Origin of the sequence: Nocardia sp. BMG51109 (assembly GCF_000526215.1) — a bacterium.
Classification (GTDB): domain Bacteria; phylum Actinomycetota; class Actinomycetes; order Mycobacteriales; family Mycobacteriaceae; genus Nocardia.
Window position 1 is genome coordinate 4471350 of sequence record NZ_JAFQ01000004.1, and the last position, 19240, is coordinate 4490589.

Genomic DNA, 19240 nt, shown 5'->3' on the forward strand with positions numbered 1-19240 from the left:
GCGGGACAACGAAGCCAGAATGCCACGTCGGTGCGGGATCGTGTCCGCCGACCTGCGCGCGCCGGTTCCGTTTCGGCGTCGGCTCGGGGTGAGGTCGCCGGGGACGAGCGCGGTGCCGACCGGGTGCCCGGCCGCCGATCCGTGGTGCCCGCCGCCCCGCCGCGTCCGCGCCCGCGCTCAGCGGATGAGCGTCCCCGGACCGGGCCCCGTGCCGGCGCCCGTGCGCGGCCGGGCCGACCGTGTCCGCCCCGGACGGCCGGACGAGGCGTCCGCCGTACCGGAATCGCGCGGCGGTGCCCCGGGGGTTCGTGTCCGGACCCGGGTTCCTACCGCGGCGACCGTGCGGCAATGCCGCGTCGGTAGGCTGAGCGACATTCCCGGCTTCCCACGTCCACGAGGAGGACAGTTGCGGCACATCCACTCCGGCAAGGTGCGCGATCTGTACGAGGACGGCGACTCGCTGCTCCTGGTCGCCTCCGATCGGGTGTCGGTGTTCGATGTGGTGCTGCCGACGCCGATCCCGGACAAGGGCTCGCTGCTGACCCAGCTGTCGAACTGGTGGTTCGAGTACTTCGCCGATGTCCCCAACCACATCCTGTCGACCACCGACGTTCCGGCCGAATTCGCCGGGCGCGCGGTGCGGGTGGCGCCGCTGAAGATGGTGCAGGTCGAGTGCATCGCGCGCGGATACCTGTCCGGCTCGGGGCTGAAGGAGTACGAGCGCACCGGCTCGGTGTCGGGTATCGCGCTGCCGCCGGGCCTGCGCGAGGGCGACAAGCTGCCGGAGCCGATCTTCACGCCCACCACCAAGGCCGCCCAGGGCCACGACGAGCCCATGACCTTCGACGACGTGGTGCGGCAGGAGGGGCGCTTCGTCGCCGAGCGCCTGCGCGAGCTCACCCTCGGCGTCTACTCCCGCGGCGCCGCCTACGCCGCCGAGCGGGGCGTGATCATCGCCGACACCAAGTTCGAGTTCGGCTGGGACGGCGACGTTCTCACCCTCGGCGACGAGGTCCTGACCTCCGACTCGTCGCGCTACTGGCCCGCCGACGACTGGGAACCCGGCCGTCCGCAACGCTCCTTCGACAAACAGTTCGTCCGCGACTGGGCCACCTCGACCGGCTGGAACAGGGAGCCCCCGGGCCCGGAGATCCCCGCCGACATCGTCGCCGGCACGCGCCGCAAGTACGTCGAGGCGTACGAACTGATCACCTCCCGGACCTGGTCCGGCAGCTGACCTTCCGGGACCTTCGGGTTCGGTGTCCGCCGGCCCTGGCCGGGTCCGGGCCGTCGCCGACGTCGGCGCCTGTCACCCGTGCCGCAGGGTGGCGGCGCGGAGGGTGAGGTAGTCGCGCTCCGGGGCGCTGGTCGTCAGGCGGGCCGCGGACGTGTAGGCGGCTACGGCGGCGGGGCGGTCGCCGGACATCTCGTGGAGGTGGCCGCGGACGGCGTCGAGGCGGTGGTTGCCGGTGAGCCGATCCTCGAGGGTGTTCGCCAGTTCCAGGCCGGCGGCGGGGCCGTGCACCATGGCCGTGGCGACGGCGCGATTGAGGGTGACCATCGGATTGTCGGCGAGGCGGTCGAACATGGTGTACAGCACCAGGATTCGCTCCCAATCGGTGTCCTCCGCCCGCCTGGCCTGGGCGTGCAGCGCGGCGATCGCGGCCTGGATCCGGTACGGGCCGTCCAGGCCGTGCCCGATCGCCGCGGTGGCCAGCCGCAGGCCCTCGGCCAGCCGCGACCGGTCCCACCGGGAGCGATCCTGTTCGATCAAGGGGATGAGTTCGCCGTTGGGGCCGGTGCGGGCAGCCCGGCGGGCGTCGGTGAGCAGCATCAGCGCCAGCAGGCCCGTCACCTCGGGATCGCCGGGCAGCAGCCGGTGCATCAGGAAGGCCAGCCGGATCGCCTCGGTGGCCAGGTCGACCCGGTACAGCCGAGCGCCGACGGTCGCGGTGTGGCCCTCGGTGAACACGACGTACAGCACCCGCAGCACCGAGTCGACCCGCCCGTCGTCGGCGAGATCGGCCGGTGCCGCGAAGGGGCGTTCCACCGCCGCCAGCCGCTTCTTCGCCCGGGAAATCCGCTGTGCCATGGTCGCTTCCGGTAGCAGGAAGGCCCGGGCGATCTCCTCGGTGGTGAGGCCGCCCACCGCGCGCAGCGTCAGCGCGATGGCGCTCGCGGGCGACAGCGCCGGATGGCAGCACAGCAGGAACAGCGTCAGGGTGTCGTCCTGCGCCGGCCGAATATCGCTGGGCGGCACGACATCCTGCACCGCGACCGCGACTTCCCGGTTGCGCCGGGCGATTTCGGCGCGCACCGCATCGGTCAGCCGCCGCTGCGCCACCTGGAGCAACCATCCCCGCGGATTGTCCGGCAGCCCGTCCTCGGGCCATTGCGTGGCCGCCGCCAGCATCGCCTCCTGCACGGCGTCCTCGGCCCTATCGAAATCCCCCGACCGCCGCGTCAGCACACCGAGCACCGTCGGCGCGATCTCCCGCAGCAGAAGCGCAACCTCACCCGCCGCCCGCGACGTGCCGTGCCCCCGGTACCCCGCGTCCCGAGCCGGAGACGGCATGCTCACGACGGAGGACGCATCGCCGGGCGCGGTTGCTGGCGTTCCGGGCTGCTGGGTCTCCGATTCGGGCACGGGGCACCAGGATTCGGTCAGGCGTCGCCGGTGGGGGCGTCCATCAGGGCCCGCACCTCGATGTACTCGCCGATCGGCTTGCCGCCCGGGCCGGGGCCCGCGGAGGCGCGGGCGGCGATCTCGACGGCGCGTTCGGGGCTGTCGACATCCACCATCCAGTACCCGGCCAGGAACTCCTTGGTCTCCGGGAACGGGCCGTCGGTCACCACGGGCGCCGAGCGGCCGTCGGAGTGCACGATGCGGGCCTGGTCGGGGAAGGCCAGACCCTGGGCGTCCACCAGTTCGCCGGACTTGCTCAACTCCTCGCCCAGGGCGCGCTGGAACTCGATGTGCGCCGCGATCTCCTCCGGTGTCCACTGGTCGATCTGGGTGTGGCAGTAGGCGGCCTGAGTGTAGGTCTTCAGCAGCATGTACTTCATGGTCGGCTCCTCGCCGTTCGGTGCGCCCGCTGTGGCGCTCTCACCGACAGGTCGGAGCCGGCGGCGAGCCTTCTACACATCTGGCATGTGACGGTGATCACAATGGGGTCGACGGGTCGGTCAGGCGCTGCGGATCGACCGCCTCGCCGCCCGCGATCAGCTCCTTGATCCGGTCGGTGACATCCCAGACGTTCACGTTCATCCCCGCCAGCACCCGATTCCCGGAGTCCAGCCAGAACGCCACGAACTCGCGCGCGGCGACGTCCCCGCGGATCACGACCGACGCGTCCTGAGCCGGTGCGACGTATCCGGTGTACTCCATGCCCAGGTCGTACTGGTCGGTGAAGAAGTAGGGCAGCCGGTCGTAGGTGGCCGGCCTGCCCAGCATGGTCTGCGCGGCCACCGCGGGCTGATTGAGGGCATTCGCCCAGTGCTCCACGCGAATTCGCCGCTTCAGCACCGGATGCTGCTGCTCGGCGATATCGCCGGCGGCGACGATATTCGGATCGCTGGTCGCCAGGTGCTCGTCCACCAGTACGCCGCTGTCGACGGCGAGACCGGCATTGCCGGCGAGTTCGATATTCGGCCGCGCGCCCACGGCCTGCAGGACCGCGTCGGCCTCGAGCACGGTGCCGTCGTCCAGGCGCACCCCGGTGGCCGTGCCGCCCGAGGTGGTGATCTCGGCGACCCGCACTTCGCAGCGCAGGTCGACGCCGTTCGCCCGGTGCAGCTCGGCGAAGACCTCGCCCATCCGGGTGCCGAGCGCGGCTTGCAGGGGGACCCGCTGCGTCTCCAGCACCGTGACCTCGACACCGGCGGTGCGGGCGGCGGCCGCCACCTCCAGGCCGATCCAGCCCGCGCCGATCACCGCGAGCCGCCGCGCCGAACCGAACAGCGCGAGGAGCGCATCGGACTGCTCGATCGTGCGCAGCTCGTACACCCCGTCCGCGTCGGCGCCCGGAATCGGCAGGCGGTGCGGCCGCGAGCCGGTCGCCAGCGCCAGCTTGTCGTAGCGCCGTGTGGAACCGTCGGGCAGCGTGACGGTGCGTGCGTCGCGGTCGATCGCCGTTACGGTGGTGCCGGGCAGCACCTCGACGTGGTGGTCGCGGTACCACTGTGCGGGGGCGGTGGTGAAATCGGCGAGCTGCTGTTTGCCCAGCAGATGTTCCTTCGACAGCGGCGGCCGCTCGTAGGGGAGGTGCTCCTCCGTGCCGATCAGGGTGACGGTGCCGTCGAAGTCGTTGCCGCGCAACGCCTCCGCGAGCTTGACGGCGGCCAGCCCGCCGCCGACGATGACGAACGCGGAATCCGTGGTCATGACACACCTCCGTACGAGGGCAGCCAGGTCGATTCCGACACTACTGCGCGCCGGTCGCCCGGCCGGGAAATATCCGGAAGATTCCGTGGTTGATCAGTGTTGACGGCACCGGTGCGATTCCACGGTGCCGGCCCGATCTTCCGAGAGGACTCAAGGTGAGCGATACGACGACCACCCCGGCGGACGGCGGCGCCCCGACCGACGGTAAGGACCGCGTGGACTTCTGGTTCGATCCGCTGTGTCCGTGGTGCTGGATCACCTCCCGCTGGATTCTGGAGGTCGAGAAGGTCCGCGACATCGAGACCCGGTTCCACGTAATGAGCCTGGCGGTGCTGAACGAGGGTCGCGACCTGCCCGAGCAGTACCTGGAGATGATGAAGACCGCCTGGGGGCCGGTCCGGGTGGCGATCGCCGCCGCCCAGCAGCACGGCGACAAGATCCTCTCGCCGCTGTACACGGCGATGGGCACCCGCATCCACAACCGCCGCGAGGAGTACGAGCGCGAGGACCGCGGCGAGTCGCTGGCCGCCGTCATCGCCGATTCGCTCGCCGAGGCCGGCCTGCCCGCCGAACTGGCCGCCGCCGCGTCGAGCACCGACTACGACGAGGCGTTGCGCGCCAGCCATCACGCCGGCATGGACAAGGTCGGCAAGGATGTCGGCACCCCCACCATCCACATCAACGAGGTGGCCTTCTTCGGCCCGGTGCTGTCTCGCATCCCGCGCGGCGAGGAGGCCGGCAAGGTCTGGGACGGCGCCGTCGCCCTCGCCTCGTACCCGCACTTCTTCGAACTCAAGCGCACCCGCGACGAGGCGCCCGAGTTCGACTGATACCCCGGCCGGAATCCACCGTGATCCGTTGCGGCGGAGTGGATTCCGGCCGACAACCCGCGGGAGCCACGGGCGGGGACCGCCGAACGCGGGTGTGGCGCGGAGCCTGCTGTCGCCGACGCAGACACCATCGTGGCGATCCTATCGATGTCGTACGCGCGCGGGCGTAGTTCAATGGTAGAACCTCAGCCTTCCAAGCTGATGGTGCGGGTTCGATTCCCGTCGCCCGCTCCGGCAGGAGCCGCCCGCGGCCCGGAGGCCCCGCGGCTTCCGCAACGGGATGTAGCGCAGCTTGGTAGCGCATCCGCTTTGGGAGCGGAGGGTCGCAGGTTCAAATCCTGTCATCCCGACTCGGCCGCGGTTCCCCGCAGGCACGGCGGAGCCGATGCGGCCCGCGTCTCTTCTCCATTCTTTCCGACCGGTCGGTTGGCGAATGTCGCTGCCGCAGTGGGCCTTTTGCGCGACCCTTCCGGACCGCCGATCCGGCCGGCGGACTGCACCCGCCGTTCCCGCGTATCCCCGGCCGGTCCGGATGGTCGTAGGCGACAACCTGCCGGTCCCAGTGCTCCACTCGTAGGGTGACATCGGTACGGCTACACGCGTGGCGGGCTCGGCCATCCGCCGCCATGTCGCTGAGTCGCTGGTCGGGCCCCGGACAGCCTGATGCCCACGGTGGTCCGCCGCCCGGTGCGTTCAGCTGTTCGCGCGGCGGAAGCCCGTGCGGCGGAACGGTATCCGATCCGGCAGCGCTTGCCGGGGCCACCGTCCGGTGTCAGCGTCGGTCCGGTGGCGGGCCCGGGTATTCGCCGTAGCCGGTGGCGTCGCCCGGCTGCCGATAGTCCGGCCCCGGCTCGGCGTCATAGCCCGAACTACCGGGCTGTGCGTACCCCGAGCCGTCCGGTTGTCCGGGGCCGGAGCCGCTGGACCGAGTGAACCCGGAGCCTCCGGGCTGGGTGGGCCCCGAGCTGCTGGTCTGGGCGGAGCCGGAGCTGCCGGGCTGGGTGAAGCCGGGGCCGCTGGGCTGAGTGAACTCCGAGGTACCGGGCTGTGTGAAGCCTGAGTCGCCGGGTTGGGTGAAGCCTGGGCCGTCGGGTTGTGTGTATCCCGATCCGCTGGGTTGTGTGTATCCGGAGCCGGTCGGCTGCGTGAAGTCTGGGCTGCCTGGCCGTGTGAAACCTGAGGTGCCGGGCTGTGCGTACCCCGGGCCGCCTGGTTGCGTGTAGCTCGATCCGCTCGGCTGCGGGTAGCCCGAGCCGCCGAGTTGAGGGTACTCGGTGGACTGCGGGTAGACCGGTCCGTCGGGGTACGGGTACGCCGGTCCCCCGGACTCCGGGTACTCCGCCCCGCCCGGCGGCGGAAATCCTTGTGGCGCAACGGGAGTGCCCGATGGTGGCGGTGCGCTCGGACGCCAGAACAGCTTGCCGTGCCGGCTGCGGTCGCGCAGCGCCCACATGCGCCAGGTCAGCACCGGGTGCGAGGCCATGGCGTTGGCGACCCAGACGAAGAAACCCTTCTCCTGCGCCGCCCGGTCGGCCATCTCGTCGAATCCGACCAGCGGGTTCAGCCATTTGCCGCCGGCCAGCGTCTGCATCGCGCCCGGTGCGCCGCCGGGCCGGTTGCAGAATCCGTGGTTGTCGGCGGTGTACTCCTGGCTGCGGATCAGCGAATTGCCCAGGACCGGCAGGAACGGCACCAGGAACATGCCCAGCTGCCGCCAGTACGACACGTGCCCCGCGGCGATGTGCCCGACCTCGTGGCCGATGATGAACGCCAGCGCGTCGGGGTTGCGGGCGCGGCCGCCCACCTCGAACAGATCGCTGTAGACGACGACGTAGCGGCGGAATCCGTGCCCGGACGCGAAGGCGTTGATCTGCCCGTTGCCGGTCACCACGTACGCGTCCGGCACTCGCGCCATGCCGAAGCGCTGGGCGGCCTCCACCACCATGTGGTAGCCCTCGGGAAACTGCGTGGGCGACATCTTCACCGCGTTGATCCGCTGCGTCGCGTAGTTCAGGCCGCGGCCCAGATACAGCAGGACCGGCGCCAGCAACAGCAGCAGCATGTAGTCGTTGATCGCGCCGGCGAGCAGAACCAGCAGGCTGAGTAGATAGCCGCTGGCGGTCAGCACGATGACCACGACCAGCAGCCCGATCTCCCAGCTGTGCCGGGCCGGCATCCCGAACGGGCCGAGCCCGCGGGTCTGCTGGACAACCGGCGGCTGCGGCGGCGAGTACGGCGTCTGCGGCGCCCATCCCGGCGGCCCGACCTGCGGATCCCATCCGGCGGCCGGGACGTCGGTGGGCTCGGCGGGTGACCGTCCCGAATATGCTGTCGGGGGCGGAGTTCTGTCCTCGGGCTGCATGCTGTGAACTCTAGGCAGTCTTCGATCTTCGCGCTGCGAGCCCGCGGCACACGGCCGCCGGACCGGCCGCGAACGGCGCATCGGCCCAGAGCGAACGGGCGCCCGACCGCCTGACACAATCGCTGCCATGCGCGTATACCTGGGTGCCGATCATGCCGGCTTCGAACTGAAGAACCACGTCAAGGACCATCTGCAGCGGGCCGGTCACGAGGTCGTCGACTGCGGGGCGCACGAGTACGACGCCGTCGACGACTACCCGGCGTTCTGCATCGATGCGGCCCGCCGCGTCGTCGCCGACGTGGGCAGCCTCGGCCTGGTCTTCGGCGGCAGCGGCAATGGTGAGCAGATCGCCGCCAACAAGGTGCCCGGCGCCCGCTGCGCGCTGGCCTGGAGCGTCGAGACCGCGCAGCTGGCCCGCCAGCACAACAACGCTCAGCTGATGGGCATCGGCGGCCGCATGCACAGCACCGAGGGCGCGCTGGCCATCATCGACGCCTTCCTGGCCACCCCGTGGTCGGGTGAGGAGCGCCACCAGCGCCGCCTCGACATCATCGCCGAGTACGAGAAGAGCGGCGAGGCGCCGGCCCTCCCGAGCTGATTCGGTGTCGCTCGGCCTGCCGTCCGGCAGGCGGTGTTGCTCGGCCAGCTGTCCGGCAGGTGGTGTCGCTCGGCCAGCCGTCCGGTAGGCGGTGTCGCTCGGCCTGCCGCCGGCCGACGGACCGGGCCGCGCGCTGCTCGCCGGACGGTGTCGCCCGGGCCTCGTCGATGTGCCGATCGGTCCGGTCGACGTGCCCGGCCGACTCACCAGGTGGCCGGTCCGGTCAGCACGTGGGTGCGATCCTCAGCATCGTCACGGCGTGCGACGGGACGTCCGCGCGCAGGCTGCCGGTAGTGGTGGCGCTGGTGTGCGCCCACAGATCACGCACCGTGTAGCACCCCGCGGCGTCGGTGTCGGAGCGGGGCAGGGGCGGCCTGGTTCCGGACGACGGCAGCCGGAATTCCCGCCGGTGCACGCCGGTGCGGCTCGGCCGGCCGGTCTCGGTGCGCGACGACACGCGACCGGACTGCTGGTGTGTTCGAGTGAGGCTCGGGGCTCGTTTCCGGCGGAGTGGAGGCGATCGGTCCGGTGGTGCTCGTGCGCGGTTCGGGTCGGTCCAGGTTCCGGATGGAGCGCGTCCGGCTGGTCCGGTCGTGTGTTCGTGCGGCGCTCGGACGATGGCATCGCCACCGGGGAGGGCGCTGTCGGCGATCGGCGGTGGCGGCTGTGCGCCGGTCGCATTCGTACGGCCCGTGACCGATACGCTGACCGTGCGATATCCGGCGTCGAGGGGGATGCCGGTCGCCTGGTGCGGAGAGGAAGTGCGGAACAAGGTGCGGCGGCGTGTCGGCAGGGGCGGTTGCCCTAGGGGCTCTGGCGGTGGTTCGGGCGGTGGGTATGCCTGAGGGGCACACCCTGCACCGGCTGGCCCGGTTGCATCACAAGCGGTTCGGCGGCGGCGTGGTGCGGGTATCGAGTCCGCAGGGGCGGTTCGCCGAGGGCGCGGCGCTGGTGGACGGGCGGGTCCTCGTGCGGGCCGAGGCGTGGGGGAAACATCTGCTGCACCATTACGATTCGGGCCTGGTCGTGCACGTGCACCTGGGGCTGTACGGCACGTTCACCGAAGCGGCCGCGCCGCTGGCGGATCCGGTGGGGCAGGTGCGGATGCGGATGATCGGCGCCGGCCGCGCCGACGAGTCGCTGTACGGCACCGACCTGCGCGGTCCGACCGCGTGCGAGGTGCTGTACGAGCCGGAGGTCGCGGCGCTCACCACGCGGCTGGGTCCGGACCCGTTGCGCCGCAATGCCGATCCGGACCGGGCGCGGCAGCGCATCCGGCGCTCGGCGCGCCCGCTCGGCGCGCTGCTGATGGATCAGGCGGTGATCGCGGGGGTCGGCAACGTCTACCGCGCGGAATTGCTGTTCCGGCACGGTATCTCGCCGCACCGCCGGGGCCGCGACGTGACCGCGGCCGAATGGGACGAGCTGTGGACCGACCTGGTCGAGCTGATGCGGGTGGGTGTGCGGCGCGGAAAGATCGTCGTGGTGCGCTCCGAACACGACCGGGGCGCACCGTCGTACGCCGAGGGCAAGCCACGCACCTACGTCTACCGCCGGGCGGGGGAGCCGTGCCGGATCTGCGGGTCCACGGTGCTGCATACGGTGCTGGAGGGCCGAAACCTGTTCTGGTGTCCCACCTGTCAGCCCGGCTGAACCCATCGCGGACGGTCCCCTCGCAGCCGGAATGCGGGCCCCGGCACGGATATCCGATTCGCATGGCCGCTGATACACGCGCTCATACACGACGTGGCCACCGTGAGAGCCGGGGTGCGAGAACGACGTTGCGCGAGGCGTCGGCGCGGGCTCAGAACCCGCCCATGTCGAATCCGCCACCGTCGAATCCGCCACCGTCGAATCCGCCGCCGTCGAACCCGCCGCCGTCGAATCCGCCCTGATCGCCGCCGCCCTGGTCGATCGCGCCCGGGTCGCCACCCGAGTCCTGCCCGGCCTCGAAGCCGGCGTCGTAGCCCTCGCCGAAGCCGTTCTCGAATCCGGCGGCGCCGTAGGCGACTCCGGACATGCCGCTGAACAGCGCGTCGAACAGCAGCACCGAACCGAGGCCCCAGGCGCCCGCGACGAGCGCCGTCTTCCACCACGGCTCCGAGTACCAGCCCGCCGGCACCGGCCGGCCGGCGACCCGGCCGCCCGGGTAATAGTTGGGCGTCTGCGGCGACGGCGCGGGCGACGCCTCGATGCGGCGGCCCTCGAAATCGACGGTGCGGTCCTCGGTCACCCGGCCGGCCGTGCGCTGCCCGTCCAGCTCCGGCACCGGCGGCCCCGGATCCAGGTTCATCGCGGTGCGGGCGGCCCGCACGTAGTACAGGCCCTCCACCGCGGTCTCCTTGGCCAGCCGGGCCTGCGCGACCGTGGTCGCCTGGTCGATCTGCGAACCCGCGGCATTGAGCCGCTCACCGGCGTCGGCCAGCGCCTGCTTCGACGCGTCGTCGTTGCCCACCAGGTTGTAGACCTGGCCGCCGAGCCGCTCGGTGAGCCGGCGCGCCTCGGCCTTGGCATCGGCCAGCTGCGTGGCCTGCCGGTTGCGCTGGGCGGAGCGGCCGAAGTACGACATGCCCACGAACACGACGAGTACGAGAACCAGGATGACCAGAAGCGTCGTCACACCGACCAGGGTACGCGGGCGGCGCACCGGCCCTCCGCGGTCGTTCAGCCCGCGACGGCCGTGTCGTAACCGAGCCGGGCCGGGTCGTATTCGTCCGGCCCCGGCTCGGCGTCGTCGAGTTCCGACAGCGCGAAGCGGCGCTTGCCGGCCGTCTTCGCCGAGTACATGGCGCGGTCGGCGCTGCGGAGCAGATCGGAGAAATCGCAGCTGCGGCCCGGCGGGCAGTATGCGGTGCCGACGCTGGCGGACACCGGCACCGGCCCGGCCGAGGCGGGCACCGGATCGTGCAGCGCGCCGAGAATGCGCATGGCCAGCTCGCCCAGCGTATTTCGGCGAGCGGGCAGCGCGAGCACGAACTCGTCACCGCCGTAGCGGCACACCACGGTGTCCTCCGGGCAGGTCGCGCGCAGCCGCCGGGAGATCTCCACCAGCACCTCGTCGCCGACGGAATGGCCGTAACCGTCGTTGATCTGCTTGAAATCGTCCAGGTCGATCAGCAGCAGGCCGACGCCGCGGGAGCGGTCGGTGGCCATCAGCCGCACCTGTTCCTGCAGCAGCGACCGGTTGGCCAGATCGGTCAGCGCGTCGTGGGTGGCCTCGTGCCGCAGCCGATGCTGCAGCGCGGCGATCTCCTGCACCCGCACCGACACCGCCTCCGTCAGGTTGCGTTCCTGCTGGGCGAGCGCGCGCTGCTGCAGCGCCTCCGCGTACGCGTCGATCGCGTGGCTGGCGACGAACGGCCAGCGCGTGGCGACCAGCGACCCCGGACAGCCCGGCGCGAAGCCCAGCAACGCGCGGGTGGTCGGCGCCAGCATGCGGGTCCGGTCGAACGGTCCCTCGGCCAAGCGGCGGCCGATGTCCCGGGCGGGCGCGACCGGAAACGGTTCCGAGCGCGCCAGATCCATCAGCTCATCGATGAGCCCGGCGAAGACCCGTTCCAGTTGCCCGGGCGGTACGGTCAGGCCGCTGCTGCTGTAGACAGCGCGTACCCAGTCCCGTGCGACGGCCGCGACGGCCTGCGTCTCGAAATCGGTGGGCATCGCCGCTCACCTCACGCCGACGCCGTCTGCGCCGGCTCCCCGGCCGGTCACGCCCTCCGGATCGTGCTCACTACCTTGCGGTCCGGTACACCTTCGATGCACGCTCACCGCCCCCTTTCCAGATACCCCCGTCCGGCAAAAAGGATCCTAGCAAGCCACTCGACACCGAAAAGCATGGTTTTACAACCTGTTCCGGTATCTCGCGAATGGCGATCGCCGTTTCATCGCGTCAGAACACCTGGTGTTACACCACTGTTCTGCGTGTCGCGTGGGCGTGTCCGCATATTCGGGCCGGATCGGCGGTTCGGGAGGGTCGCGCAAAAGGCCCACTGCGGCAGCGACATTCGCCAACCGACCGGTCGGAAAAGAATGGAGAAGAGACGCGGGCCGCATCGGCTCCGCCGTGCCTGCGGGGAACCGCGGCCGAGTCGGGATGACAGGATTTGAACCTGCGACCCTCCGCTCCCAAAGCGGATGCGCTACCAAGCTGCGCTACATCCCGTTGCGGAAGCCGCGGGGCCTCCGGGCCGCGGGCGGCTCCTGCCGGAGCGGGCGACGGGAATCGAACCCGCACCATCAGCTTGGAAGGCTGAGGTTCTACCATTGAACTACGCCCGCGCGCATACGACATCGATAGGATCGCCACGATGCCGTCTGCGCCTTGGACTGTACCGAACCCCACTTCCCGAACGCCAATCGCCCGGCGCGTAGCCCGCGTCCGGCTGCCCGGGGGCTCCATAGGCTGTCGCCCTGCGCACGGTGGCGGTGCCCCGGACGGATGTCGGCCCGCCGACCGCGTTCCGGGGCGCACTTCGAGCGCGGGGCGGGCGTCGGCCCGAACGCCTACCGCCGCGCCTTCCGGCAACGCGCGGAACACGTCGCTCGGCACCGCAGCGCGGGCGGTGCGGCAGACTGCGTCCATGAGGTACAGCGCAGGTGTCCTGCTGTTTCGCCGCGAGCCCGAGGCGCGAGTGTTGCTCGGGCACATGGGCGGACCGCTGTGGTCGCGCAAGGACGCGGGTGCCTGGTCGATCCCGAAGGGTGAGTACACGCCGGACGAGGAGGACTCGCAAGCGGCGGCGCGCCGGGAGTTCGCCGAGGAGCTGGGGCTCGAGGTTCCCGGCGGCGACTGGATTCCGCTGGGGGAGGTGCGGTACGGCAGCGGGGGCGGCCGCAAGCAGCTCACGGTGTGGGCGGTCGAGGGCGATCTCGATCCGGCACAGGTGAATCCGGGAACGTTCGAGATGGAATGGCCGCCACGGTCCGGCAGGCTCCGGGAGTTCCCGGAGATCGACCGGGCGGAGTGGTTCGATGTTGTTGCCGCCCAGGAGAAGCTGAGCACCGGGCAGCGGCCGCTGCTGGGCCGCCTCGTCGATCGCCTGAACGAGCCCTGAGCCGATCACCGGCCGCGGCCGCGGAGGAAACGCGCAGTGCGCTTCCAGCGATCTCCCGGTTTCGCCCGGTAGAGATGGGGCGCGTGAAGCACGCAGACCGCACCCGCCGCCGACGAGGCCCGGATCGACGTGATCGACGCCGGGCCGGGCCTGTCGAAGGAGGCCGCGGCCAAGGTGTACGAGCGCTTCTATCGCACCGATTCCTCGCGCACCCGTGTTCCTCGCGCACCCGTGCCAGCGGCGGCACCGGGCTCGGACTGTCGATCGTGCAGGCCCTGGTCACCGCGCACGGCGGCCGGGTGAGCGTGGGCGGCGAGCCCGGGCGGGGCGCGACGTTCACGGTGGTGCTGCCGCGGTCCGCGGAGGATCGGCCGGTCGCCGACCCCTCCGGCGAGTCGGGCCGACCGCCTCCGGTTACAGCCCGCTCGGCCAGGTCGACTAGGCTGATCGGGATGCGATCGGGGGGAACCGACGACGTCACCCCATAGAACCGCCAACCCACAGAACCACCAACCCAGGAACAACGAACAAGGAGCATGTCCGTGAAGAGCACCGTCGAGCAGCTGAGCCCGACCCGGGTCCGCATCAACGTCGAGGTGCCCTTCGAGGAGCTGAAGCCGGACTTCGACAAGGCGTACAAGGCGCTGGCCCAGCAGGTGCGCATTCCCGGCTTCCGTCCGGGCAAGGCCCCCGCCAAGCTGCTGGAGGCCCGCCTGGGCCGCGGCGCGATCCTCGAGCAGGTCGTCAACGACGCGCTGCCGACCAAGTACGGCGAGGCCGTCGAGACCGCCGAGGTCCAGGTGATCGGCCGGCCGGAGATCGAGATCACCAAGATCGAGGACGGCGACGAGCTGGCGTTCACCGCCGAGGTCGACGTCCGCCCGGAGATCACCCTGCCCGATTTCTCCGGCATCGAGGTGACCGTCGACCCGATCTCGGTCGGCGACGAGGACATCGCCGAGCAGCTGGAGTCGCTGCGGCAGCGCTTCGGCACCCTGAAGAGCGTCGATCGACCGGTTCAGGACGGCGACTTCGTCTCCATCGACCTGGAGGCGACCGTGGACGGCGCGAAGGTCGAGGAGGCCTCGACCACCGGCCTGTCGCACGAGGTCGGCTCCGGCCAGCTCATCGAGGGCCTGGACGACACCCTGGCCGGCATGTCGGCCGAGGAGTCCCGGGATTTCACCTCCACGCTGGTCGCCGGTGAGTACGCCGGCAAGGAGGCCACCATCACCGTGACGGTGCAGTCGGTCAAGGAGCGCGAGCTGCCCGAGGCCGACGACGAATTCGCCCAGATGGCCAGCGAATTCGACACCATGGACGAGCTGAAGGACGATCTGCGCAAGCGGGCCGAGCAGGGCAAGAAGGTGGAGCAGGCCGGCGACATCCGCGACAAGGTGCTCGAGGCGCTGCTGGAGCAGACGGAGGTGCCGCTGCCCGAGGGTGCGGTGCAGGGCGAGATCGACGCCGTGCTGCACGACGCGGTGCACGGCTTCGACCACGACGAGGCCAAGTTCGCCGAGGCGCTGGAGGCGCAGGGCTCCTCGCGCGAGGAGTTCGACAAGGACTCCAAGGAGGCCGCCGAGCGTTCGGTGAAGACCCAGCTGCTGCTGGACGCCGTCGCCGAGCAGGAGAACACCGAGGTGGGCCAGCAGGAGCTGACCGAGCGGATCCTGTTCCAGGCGCAGCGCTACGGCATGTCGCCGGAACAGTTCATCCAGCAGGTGCAGCAGGCCGGTCAGCTGGGCGCGATCTTCTCCGACGTCCGCCGCGGCAAGGCGCTGGCCGGCGTCGTGGGCCAGGCCACGGTGACCGACACCGAGGGCAACGCCGTGGACACCGACGAAATGTTCGGCAGCCCGGACGATTCCGAGGCGGACGAGGCCGCCGGGACTGCCGAGGCCGAGGAGACCGCCGACCAGAAGGCGGCGGCGGGCGCCGAGTAACCAGGTCGGCGAAGTTATCAGGGTCGGCGTAGTTATCAAGGCCGGCGTAGCTACCGGGTCGGCGAAGTTTCTGCCGTCAGCGAAGCGAGGGCGGTACCGGGAGTTCGGTGCCGCCCTGCTTCGTTAGGGTTTGTGAAAGCGAAACTGTAGGCGAGAGAGGGCAGGTATCCGTGACAATCAATCAGGCTGTCGCATTCGATCGAGTCGAGCCGGTCATGACATCCCCGACCACTGGGCTCAACCTCAGTGACTCGGTCTTCGAGCGACTGTTGCGCGAGCGCATCATCTTCCTGGGCACCCAGGTCGACGACGACATCGCCAACAAGCTCTGCGCCCAGATCCTGCTCCTGTCGGCGGAGGACCCCACGCGCGACATCTCGCTGTACATCAACTCGCCGGGCGGCTCGGTGACCGCGGGCATGGCCATCTACGACACCATGCAGCTGGTCGAATGCGATATCGCCACCTACGGCCTGGGCCTGGCCGCCTCGATGGGCCAGTTCCTGCTGACCGCGGGCGCCAAGGGCAAGCGCTTCGCGCTGCCGCACGCGCGGATCATGATGCACCAGCCGTCGGCCGGCATCGGCGGTTCGGCCGCCGACATCGCCATCCAGGCCGAGCAGTTCGCGCACACCAAGCGCGAGCTGAACGAACTGCAGGCACACCACACCGGCAAGCCGCTCGAGCAGGTGACCGCCGACGCCGACCGCGACCGCTGGTTCACCGCCGCCGAGGCCCTGGAGTACGGCTTCATCGACAGCGTCATCACGCACGCCCGCCAGGCCACCAACGGCTCCGCCAGCTAGCTCACCGACTCGAGACCTTTTGGAGACGAAGATGACCATCGATCCCCGTGCCGGCCTGTCCGGTGTCGCACCGGCCGGTCCGCAGGCGCGCTACATCCTCCCGTCGTTCATCGAACATTCGAGCTTCGGTGTCAAGGAGTCCAACCCGTACAACAAGCTGTTCGAGGAGCGCATCATCTTCCTCGGCGCCACGGTGGACGACACCTCGGCCAACGACATCATGGCCCAGCTGCTGGTGCTCGAGTCGCTGGATCCCGACCGCGACATCACCATGTACATCAACTCGCCGGGCGGCTCGTTCACGGCGCTGATGGCCATCTACGACACCATGCAGTACGTGCGCGCCGACGTCGCGACCGTCTGCCTGGGCCAGGCCGCCTCGGCCGCCGCGGTCCTGCTGGCCGCCGGCACCCCCGGCAAGCGCGCCTGCCTGCCCAATGCCCGCGTGCTGATCCACCAGCCGTCGCTGGAGGGTGGCATCCAGGGGCAGGTGTCGGACCTGGAGATCCAGGCCGCCGAGATCGAGCGGATGCGCCGCCAGATGGAGAACACCCTCGCCCGGCACACCGGCAGGGACGCCGAGACCATCCGCAAGGACACCGATCGCGACAAGATTCTCACCGCCGAGGAGGCGGTCGAGTACGGCATCATCGACCAGGTGTTCGAGTATCGGAAGCTGAGCGCGCAGACGAAGTGACACGCCGGTCCTCCCGTCGTACGGTCGCAGGATGGCTGCGCGAGCACGAGCGGCCACGGCGGGAGGCGGCTCAGATGAGAAACATGCTCGAGTTGTCGACCTCCGTCGGATCTACCGGGTACGGTCACCCTAGGGACCTTTGCTCGTAGGTTGTCGGCACGGCCGAAGTCCCGAGCGACACTGCCGGAACGCGTTGGAAATTCGATCGGTTCGGACACCGATCCGGACACCGACCGATGGGTGGCGGGTAGCGTTGTTCGGAAGGCGGCTTGTCGGCAGCCGGACAGACGGTTGCACGCGGACAAGGAAGTAGGGACCCACGAGATGGCGCGCATCGGTGATGGCGGCGATCTGCTCAAGTGCTCGTTCTGCGGGAAGAGCCAGAAGCAGGTCAAGAAGCTCATTGCGGGACCAGGGGTGTACATCTGCGACGAGTGCATCGATCTGTGCAACGAGATCATCGAAGAGGAGCTGGCCGAGTCCAGCGAGGTGAAACTCGACGAGTTGCCCAAACCCTCCGAGATCCGGGATTTCCTCGAGCAGTACGTGATCGGTCAGGATCCGGCCAAGCGCACGCTCGCCGTGGCGGTGTACAACCACTACAAGCGCATCCAGGCCGGCGACAAGGGCCGCGACACCCGCAACGAGCCGGTCGAGCTGACCAAGTCGAACATTCTCATGCTCGGCCCGACGGGTTGCGGTAAGACCTATCTCGCCCAGACCTTGGCGAAGATGCTGAACGTCCCGTTCGCCATCGCCGACGCCACGGCGCTGACGGAGGCCGGCTATGTCGGCGAGGATGTCGAGAACATCCTGCTGAAGCTGATCCAGGCCGCCGATTACGACGTCAAGCGCGCCGAGACGGGCATCATCTACATCGACGAGGTCGACAAGATCGCCCGCAAGAGCGAGAACCCGTCGATCACCCGGGACGTCTCGGGTGAGGGCGTGCAGCAGGCGCTGCTGAAGATCCTGGAGGGCACCCAGGCGAGCGTGCCGCCGCAGGGCGGGCGCAAGCACCCGCACCAGGAGTTCATCCAGATCGACACCACGAACGTGCTGTTCATCGTGGCGGGTGCGTTCGCCGGCCTGGAGAAGATCGTCCAGGACCGAGTCGGCAAGCGCGGCATCGGGTTCGGCGCGGAGGTCCGCTCGAAGACGGATATCGACACCAGCGATCATTTCGCCGAGGTGATGCCGGAGGATCTGATCAAGTTCGGCCTGATCCCCGAGTTCATCGGCCGGCTCCCGATCGTGGCGTCGGTGACCAACCTGGACAAGGAGTCGCTGGTACGCATCCTCTCGGAGCCGAAGAACGCGCTGGTGAAGCAGTACATCCGGCTGTTCGAGATGGACGGGGTGGACCTGGAGTTCACCACCGACGCCCTGGAAGCCGTTGCGGATCAGGCGATCCTGCGCGGTACCGGCGCGCGCGGCCTGCGGGCGATCATGGAGGAAGTGCTGCTCCCGGTGATGTACGACATCCCCGGCCGCGACGATGTGGCCAAGGTCGTCGTGAACGCCGATACGGTCAACGACAACGTGCTGCCCACCATCGTCCCGCGCAAGCGCCAGCCTCAGGAACGCCGCGAGAAGTCGGCCTAGAGTCCTACACCCGAGTCCTACACCCCGATCGACGGCCCACTGCGGTTAGCGGTGGGCCGTCGGCATTTTCGGGCGTGTTCTACTGTGCCCAGGTTCTACCGTGCCCAGGTTCTACTGTGCCCAGGGAACCCGGCAGGAGTCGGTGCTGAAGCCCTGCGCGGTGATGCCCAGCGCGGAGTAGCTGCGGGCGCGCGAATTCTCCAGGGCGATCTGGTAGGTCAGCTCCAGCACGCCCTGGGTGCCGAAGCGCTTCTTCAGATCGGTGACCTGTTCGTCGGTGACCGCGGTGGGGGTGGCGGTCATGGCGTCGGCGTAGGCGATGGCGGCGCGCTCGTCGTCGGTGTACGAGGGCGAGGTCTCGTAGTCGGCGATGTGCTCCAGCTTGTCGATGTCGAGGTGGCTCAGCCGCATGAGCATGGCGCCGAAGTCGACGCACCACGAGCAGCCGACCGTCCACGCCACCCGGTAGACCGCGATCTCCTGGATGCGGAACGGCAATGCGGTGCAGGCCTTCTCGACCAGCCCCTCGTGCACGGCGTTGGCGACCAGCAGCTTGCGATGGTTGGCTGCCACGGCGAACGGCTCGGGCACCTCGCCGAACCGGCGCTTGCTGTAGCGGTACAGCAGCCGCGTGAGTGGTCCGGCCTGATCGGGGGCGACGACGGGAATCCGGGTGGTGCTCATGATTTCTCCTTCCGAAGGCGTCATCCCTCGGACGAGAAACCGGGTCCGGGCGTGACGGGCGGCCGCTGTGAGCCGCGTCACCGGCACGTCGGGCGACAGCCCCGCCCGTGGCGGCGAGGGTCGGCGCTGATCCTCTCGTTCGGCGTTGAACTCGTCACCGGCTGTGCTGCCGCCCGAATTCGCCATACGTAGGGCGAGGACCTGTCCCGGCCTCGCCGGTAACGGAGTTCCGCGCCACGTGTGCCGTAAACCTCCGACTCGGGGCAGTCCGGTC

16 protein-coding genes, 4 tRNA genes and 2 pseudogenes are annotated in these 19240 nt (G+C 69.9%); 12 read left to right on the plus strand and 10 right to left on the minus strand.

Features of this window, described 5'->3' with window-relative positions; all coding sequences use genetic code 11:
- Positions 1-406 precede the first annotated feature (406 nt).
- Positions 407-1237, plus strand: coding sequence for a phosphoribosylaminoimidazolesuccinocarboxamide synthase (locus tag D892_RS0121445; RefSeq protein ID WP_024803212.1), 831 nt, complete (start codon positions 407-409; stop codon positions 1235-1237).
- Positions 1238-1309: 72 nt separating this feature from the next.
- Here the strand turns inward: D892_RS0121445 and D892_RS0121450 are convergent, their stop codons facing one another.
- The 3 genes from D892_RS0121450 to D892_RS0121460 all read right to left on the minus strand — a co-directional run bounded on the left by D892_RS0121450 (position 1310) and on the right by D892_RS0121460 (position 4384).
- The gene (locus D892_RS0121450) at positions 1310-2647 is read right to left on the minus strand and encodes an RNA polymerase sigma factor (RefSeq protein ID WP_024803213.1); all 1338 of its coding nucleotides are present in this window, start codon (positions 2645-2647) and stop codon (positions 1310-1312) included.
- A 17-nt stretch (positions 2648-2664) separates the two neighbouring features.
- A complete protein-coding gene (locus D892_RS0121455) occupies positions 2665-3066 on the minus strand; it encodes a YciI family protein (RefSeq protein WP_024803214.1) in 402 nt (133 codons plus the stop codon).
- Positions 3067-3163: 97 nt separating this feature from the next.
- Entirely contained in the window at positions 3164-4384 is a 1221-nt protein-coding gene (locus D892_RS0121460) for an NAD(P)/FAD-dependent oxidoreductase (RefSeq protein WP_024803215.1), read from the minus strand.
- 155 nt (positions 4385-4539) lie between these two features.
- Between D892_RS0121460 and D892_RS0121465 the strand changes: the two genes are divergently transcribed.
- The 3 genes from D892_RS0121465 (at position 4540) to D892_RS0121475 (ending at position 5564) form a co-directional block, all read left to right on the plus strand.
- Positions 4540-5214 (plus strand): DsbA family protein, encoded by a 675-nt coding sequence (locus tag D892_RS0121465; RefSeq protein ID WP_024803216.1) that lies wholly within the window; start codon positions 4540-4542, stop codon positions 5212-5214.
- A gap of 160 nt (positions 5215-5374) precedes the next feature.
- Positions 5375-5445 (plus strand) — tRNA-Gly (locus D892_RS0121470).
- A gap of 45 nt (positions 5446-5490) precedes the next feature.
- Positions 5491-5564 (plus strand) — tRNA-Pro (locus D892_RS0121475).
- Positions 5565-6499: 935 nt separating this feature from the next.
- Here the strand turns inward: D892_RS0121475 and D892_RS48700 are convergent.
- Positions 6500-7390, minus strand: a pseudogene (locus D892_RS48700) (M48 family metallopeptidase); the annotation flags it as partial.
- Positions 7391-7703: 313 nt separating this feature from the next.
- On the opposite strand from D892_RS48700, the gene D892_RS0121485 reads away from it, so the two are divergent.
- Positions 7704-8174, plus strand: coding sequence for a ribose-5-phosphate isomerase (locus tag D892_RS0121485; RefSeq protein ID WP_024803218.1), 471 nt, complete (start codon positions 7704-7706; stop codon positions 8172-8174).
- A 223-nt stretch (positions 8175-8397) separates the two neighbouring features.
- Here the strand turns inward: D892_RS0121485 and D892_RS48705 are convergent, their stop codons facing one another.
- The gene (locus tag D892_RS48705) at positions 8398-8631 is read right to left on the minus strand and encodes a hypothetical protein (RefSeq protein ID WP_024803219.1); all 234 of its coding nucleotides are present in this window, start codon (positions 8629-8631) and stop codon (positions 8398-8400) included.
- Between the two features lie 380 nt (positions 8632-9011).
- Here D892_RS48705 and D892_RS0121495 point away from each other — a divergent pair, with 380 nt between their 5' ends.
- Positions 9012-9827 carry an Fpg/Nei family DNA glycosylase gene (locus D892_RS0121495; RefSeq protein WP_024803220.1) on the plus strand — a complete coding sequence of 272 codons (816 nt, stop codon included), beginning with the start codon at positions 9012-9014 and terminating at the stop codon, positions 9825-9827.
- A 151-nt stretch (positions 9828-9978) separates the two neighbouring features.
- Here the strand turns inward: D892_RS0121495 and D892_RS0121500 are convergent, their stop codons facing one another.
- The 4 genes from D892_RS0121500 to D892_RS0121515 all read right to left on the minus strand — a co-directional run bounded on the left by D892_RS0121500 (position 9979) and on the right by D892_RS0121515 (position 12452).
- Complete coding sequence (locus tag D892_RS0121500) at positions 9979-10743, minus strand: DUF1542 domain-containing protein (protein WP_369801829.1); 765 nt, start codon at positions 10741-10743, stop codon at positions 9979-9981.
- Positions 10744-10838: 95 nt separating this feature from the next.
- Positions 10839-11834 carry a GGDEF domain-containing protein gene (locus tag D892_RS0121505; RefSeq protein ID WP_024803222.1) on the minus strand — a complete coding sequence of 332 codons (996 nt, stop codon included), beginning with the start codon at positions 11832-11834 and terminating at the stop codon, positions 10839-10841.
- 428 nt (positions 11835-12262) lie between these two features.
- A tRNA-Pro gene (locus tag D892_RS0121510) sits at positions 12263-12336 on the minus strand.
- Positions 12337-12381: 45 nt separating this feature from the next.
- Positions 12382-12452: transfer RNA gene (locus D892_RS0121515), tRNA-Gly, on the minus strand.
- A 302-nt stretch (positions 12453-12754) separates the two neighbouring features.
- Here D892_RS0121515 and D892_RS0121520 point away from each other — a divergent pair.
- From D892_RS0121520 to clpX, 6 genes and pseudogenes are all read left to right on the plus strand, one after another.
- Complete coding sequence (locus D892_RS0121520) at positions 12755-13228, plus strand: NUDIX domain-containing protein (RefSeq protein WP_024803223.1); 474 nt, start codon at positions 12755-12757, stop codon at positions 13226-13228.
- Between the two features lie 111 nt (positions 13229-13339).
- Positions 13340-13587, plus strand: a pseudogene (locus D892_RS45500) (ATP-binding protein); the annotation flags it as partial.
- Between the two features lie 183 nt (positions 13588-13770).
- The gene (gene tig / locus D892_RS0121535; RefSeq protein WP_024803225.1) at positions 13771-15174 is read left to right on the plus strand and encodes a trigger factor; all 1404 of its coding nucleotides are present in this window, start codon (positions 13771-13773) and stop codon (positions 15172-15174) included.
- 215 nt (positions 15175-15389) lie between these two features.
- Positions 15390-15980 carry an ATP-dependent Clp protease proteolytic subunit gene (locus D892_RS0121540; protein ID WP_024803226.1) on the plus strand — a complete coding sequence of 197 codons (591 nt, stop codon included), beginning with the start codon at positions 15390-15392 and terminating at the stop codon, positions 15978-15980.
- Between the two features lie 31 nt (positions 15981-16011).
- Complete coding sequence (locus tag D892_RS0121545; protein ID WP_024803227.1) at positions 16012-16677, plus strand: ATP-dependent Clp protease proteolytic subunit; 666 nt, start codon at positions 16012-16014, stop codon at positions 16675-16677.
- A 324-nt stretch (positions 16678-17001) separates the two neighbouring features.
- Positions 17002-18282 carry an ATP-dependent Clp protease ATP-binding subunit ClpX gene (gene clpX / locus D892_RS0121550; protein ID WP_024803228.1) on the plus strand — a complete coding sequence of 427 codons (1281 nt, stop codon included), beginning with the start codon at positions 17002-17004 and terminating at the stop codon, positions 18280-18282.
- Positions 18283-18393: 111 nt separating this feature from the next.
- Here the strand turns inward: clpX and D892_RS0121555 are convergent, their stop codons facing one another.
- Entirely contained in the window at positions 18394-18966 is a 573-nt protein-coding gene (locus D892_RS0121555) for a carboxymuconolactone decarboxylase family protein (RefSeq protein WP_024803229.1), read from the minus strand.
- Positions 18967-19240: the final 274 nt, after the last annotated feature.

Bases quoted from the DNA above. Each gene is read 5' to 3' on its own strand.
- D892_RS0121460 (WP_024803215.1), bottom strand. From the start codon at position 4,384: ATGACCACGGATTCCGCGTTCGTCATCGTCGGCGGCGGGCTGGCCGCC.
- clpX (WP_024803228.1), top strand. From the start codon at position 17,002: ATGGCGCGCATCGGTGATGGCGGCGATCTGCTCAAGTGCTCGTTCTGC.
- D892_RS0121485 (WP_024803218.1), top strand. From the start codon at position 7,704: ATGCGCGTATACCTGGGTGCCGATCATGCCGGCTTCGAACTGAAGAAC.
- D892_RS0121505 (WP_024803222.1), bottom strand. From the start codon at position 11,834: ATGCCCACCGATTTCGAGACGCAGGCCGTCGCGGCCGTCGCACGGGAC.
- D892_RS0121540 (WP_024803226.1), top strand. From the start codon at position 15,390: ATGACATCCCCGACCACTGGGCTCAACCTCAGTGACTCGGTCTTCGAG.
- D892_RS0121545 (WP_024803227.1), top strand. From the start codon at position 16,012: ATGACCATCGATCCCCGTGCCGGCCTGTCCGGTGTCGCACCGGCCGGT.
- D892_RS0121520 (WP_024803223.1), top strand. From the start codon at position 12,755: ATGAGGTACAGCGCAGGTGTCCTGCTGTTTCGCCGCGAGCCCGAGGCG.
- D892_RS0121555 (WP_024803229.1), bottom strand. From the start codon at position 18,966: ATGAGCACCACCCGGATTCCCGTCGTCGCCCCCGATCAGGCCGGACCA.
- D892_RS0121500 (WP_369801829.1), bottom strand. From the start codon at position 10,743: ATGTCGTACTTCGGCCGCTCCGCCCAGCGCAACCGGCAGGCCACGCAG.
- D892_RS0121455 (WP_024803214.1), bottom strand. From the start codon at position 3,066: ATGAAGTACATGCTGCTGAAGACCTACACTCAGGCCGCCTACTGCCAC.
- D892_RS0121495 (WP_024803220.1), top strand. From the start codon at position 9,012: ATGCCTGAGGGGCACACCCTGCACCGGCTGGCCCGGTTGCATCACAAG.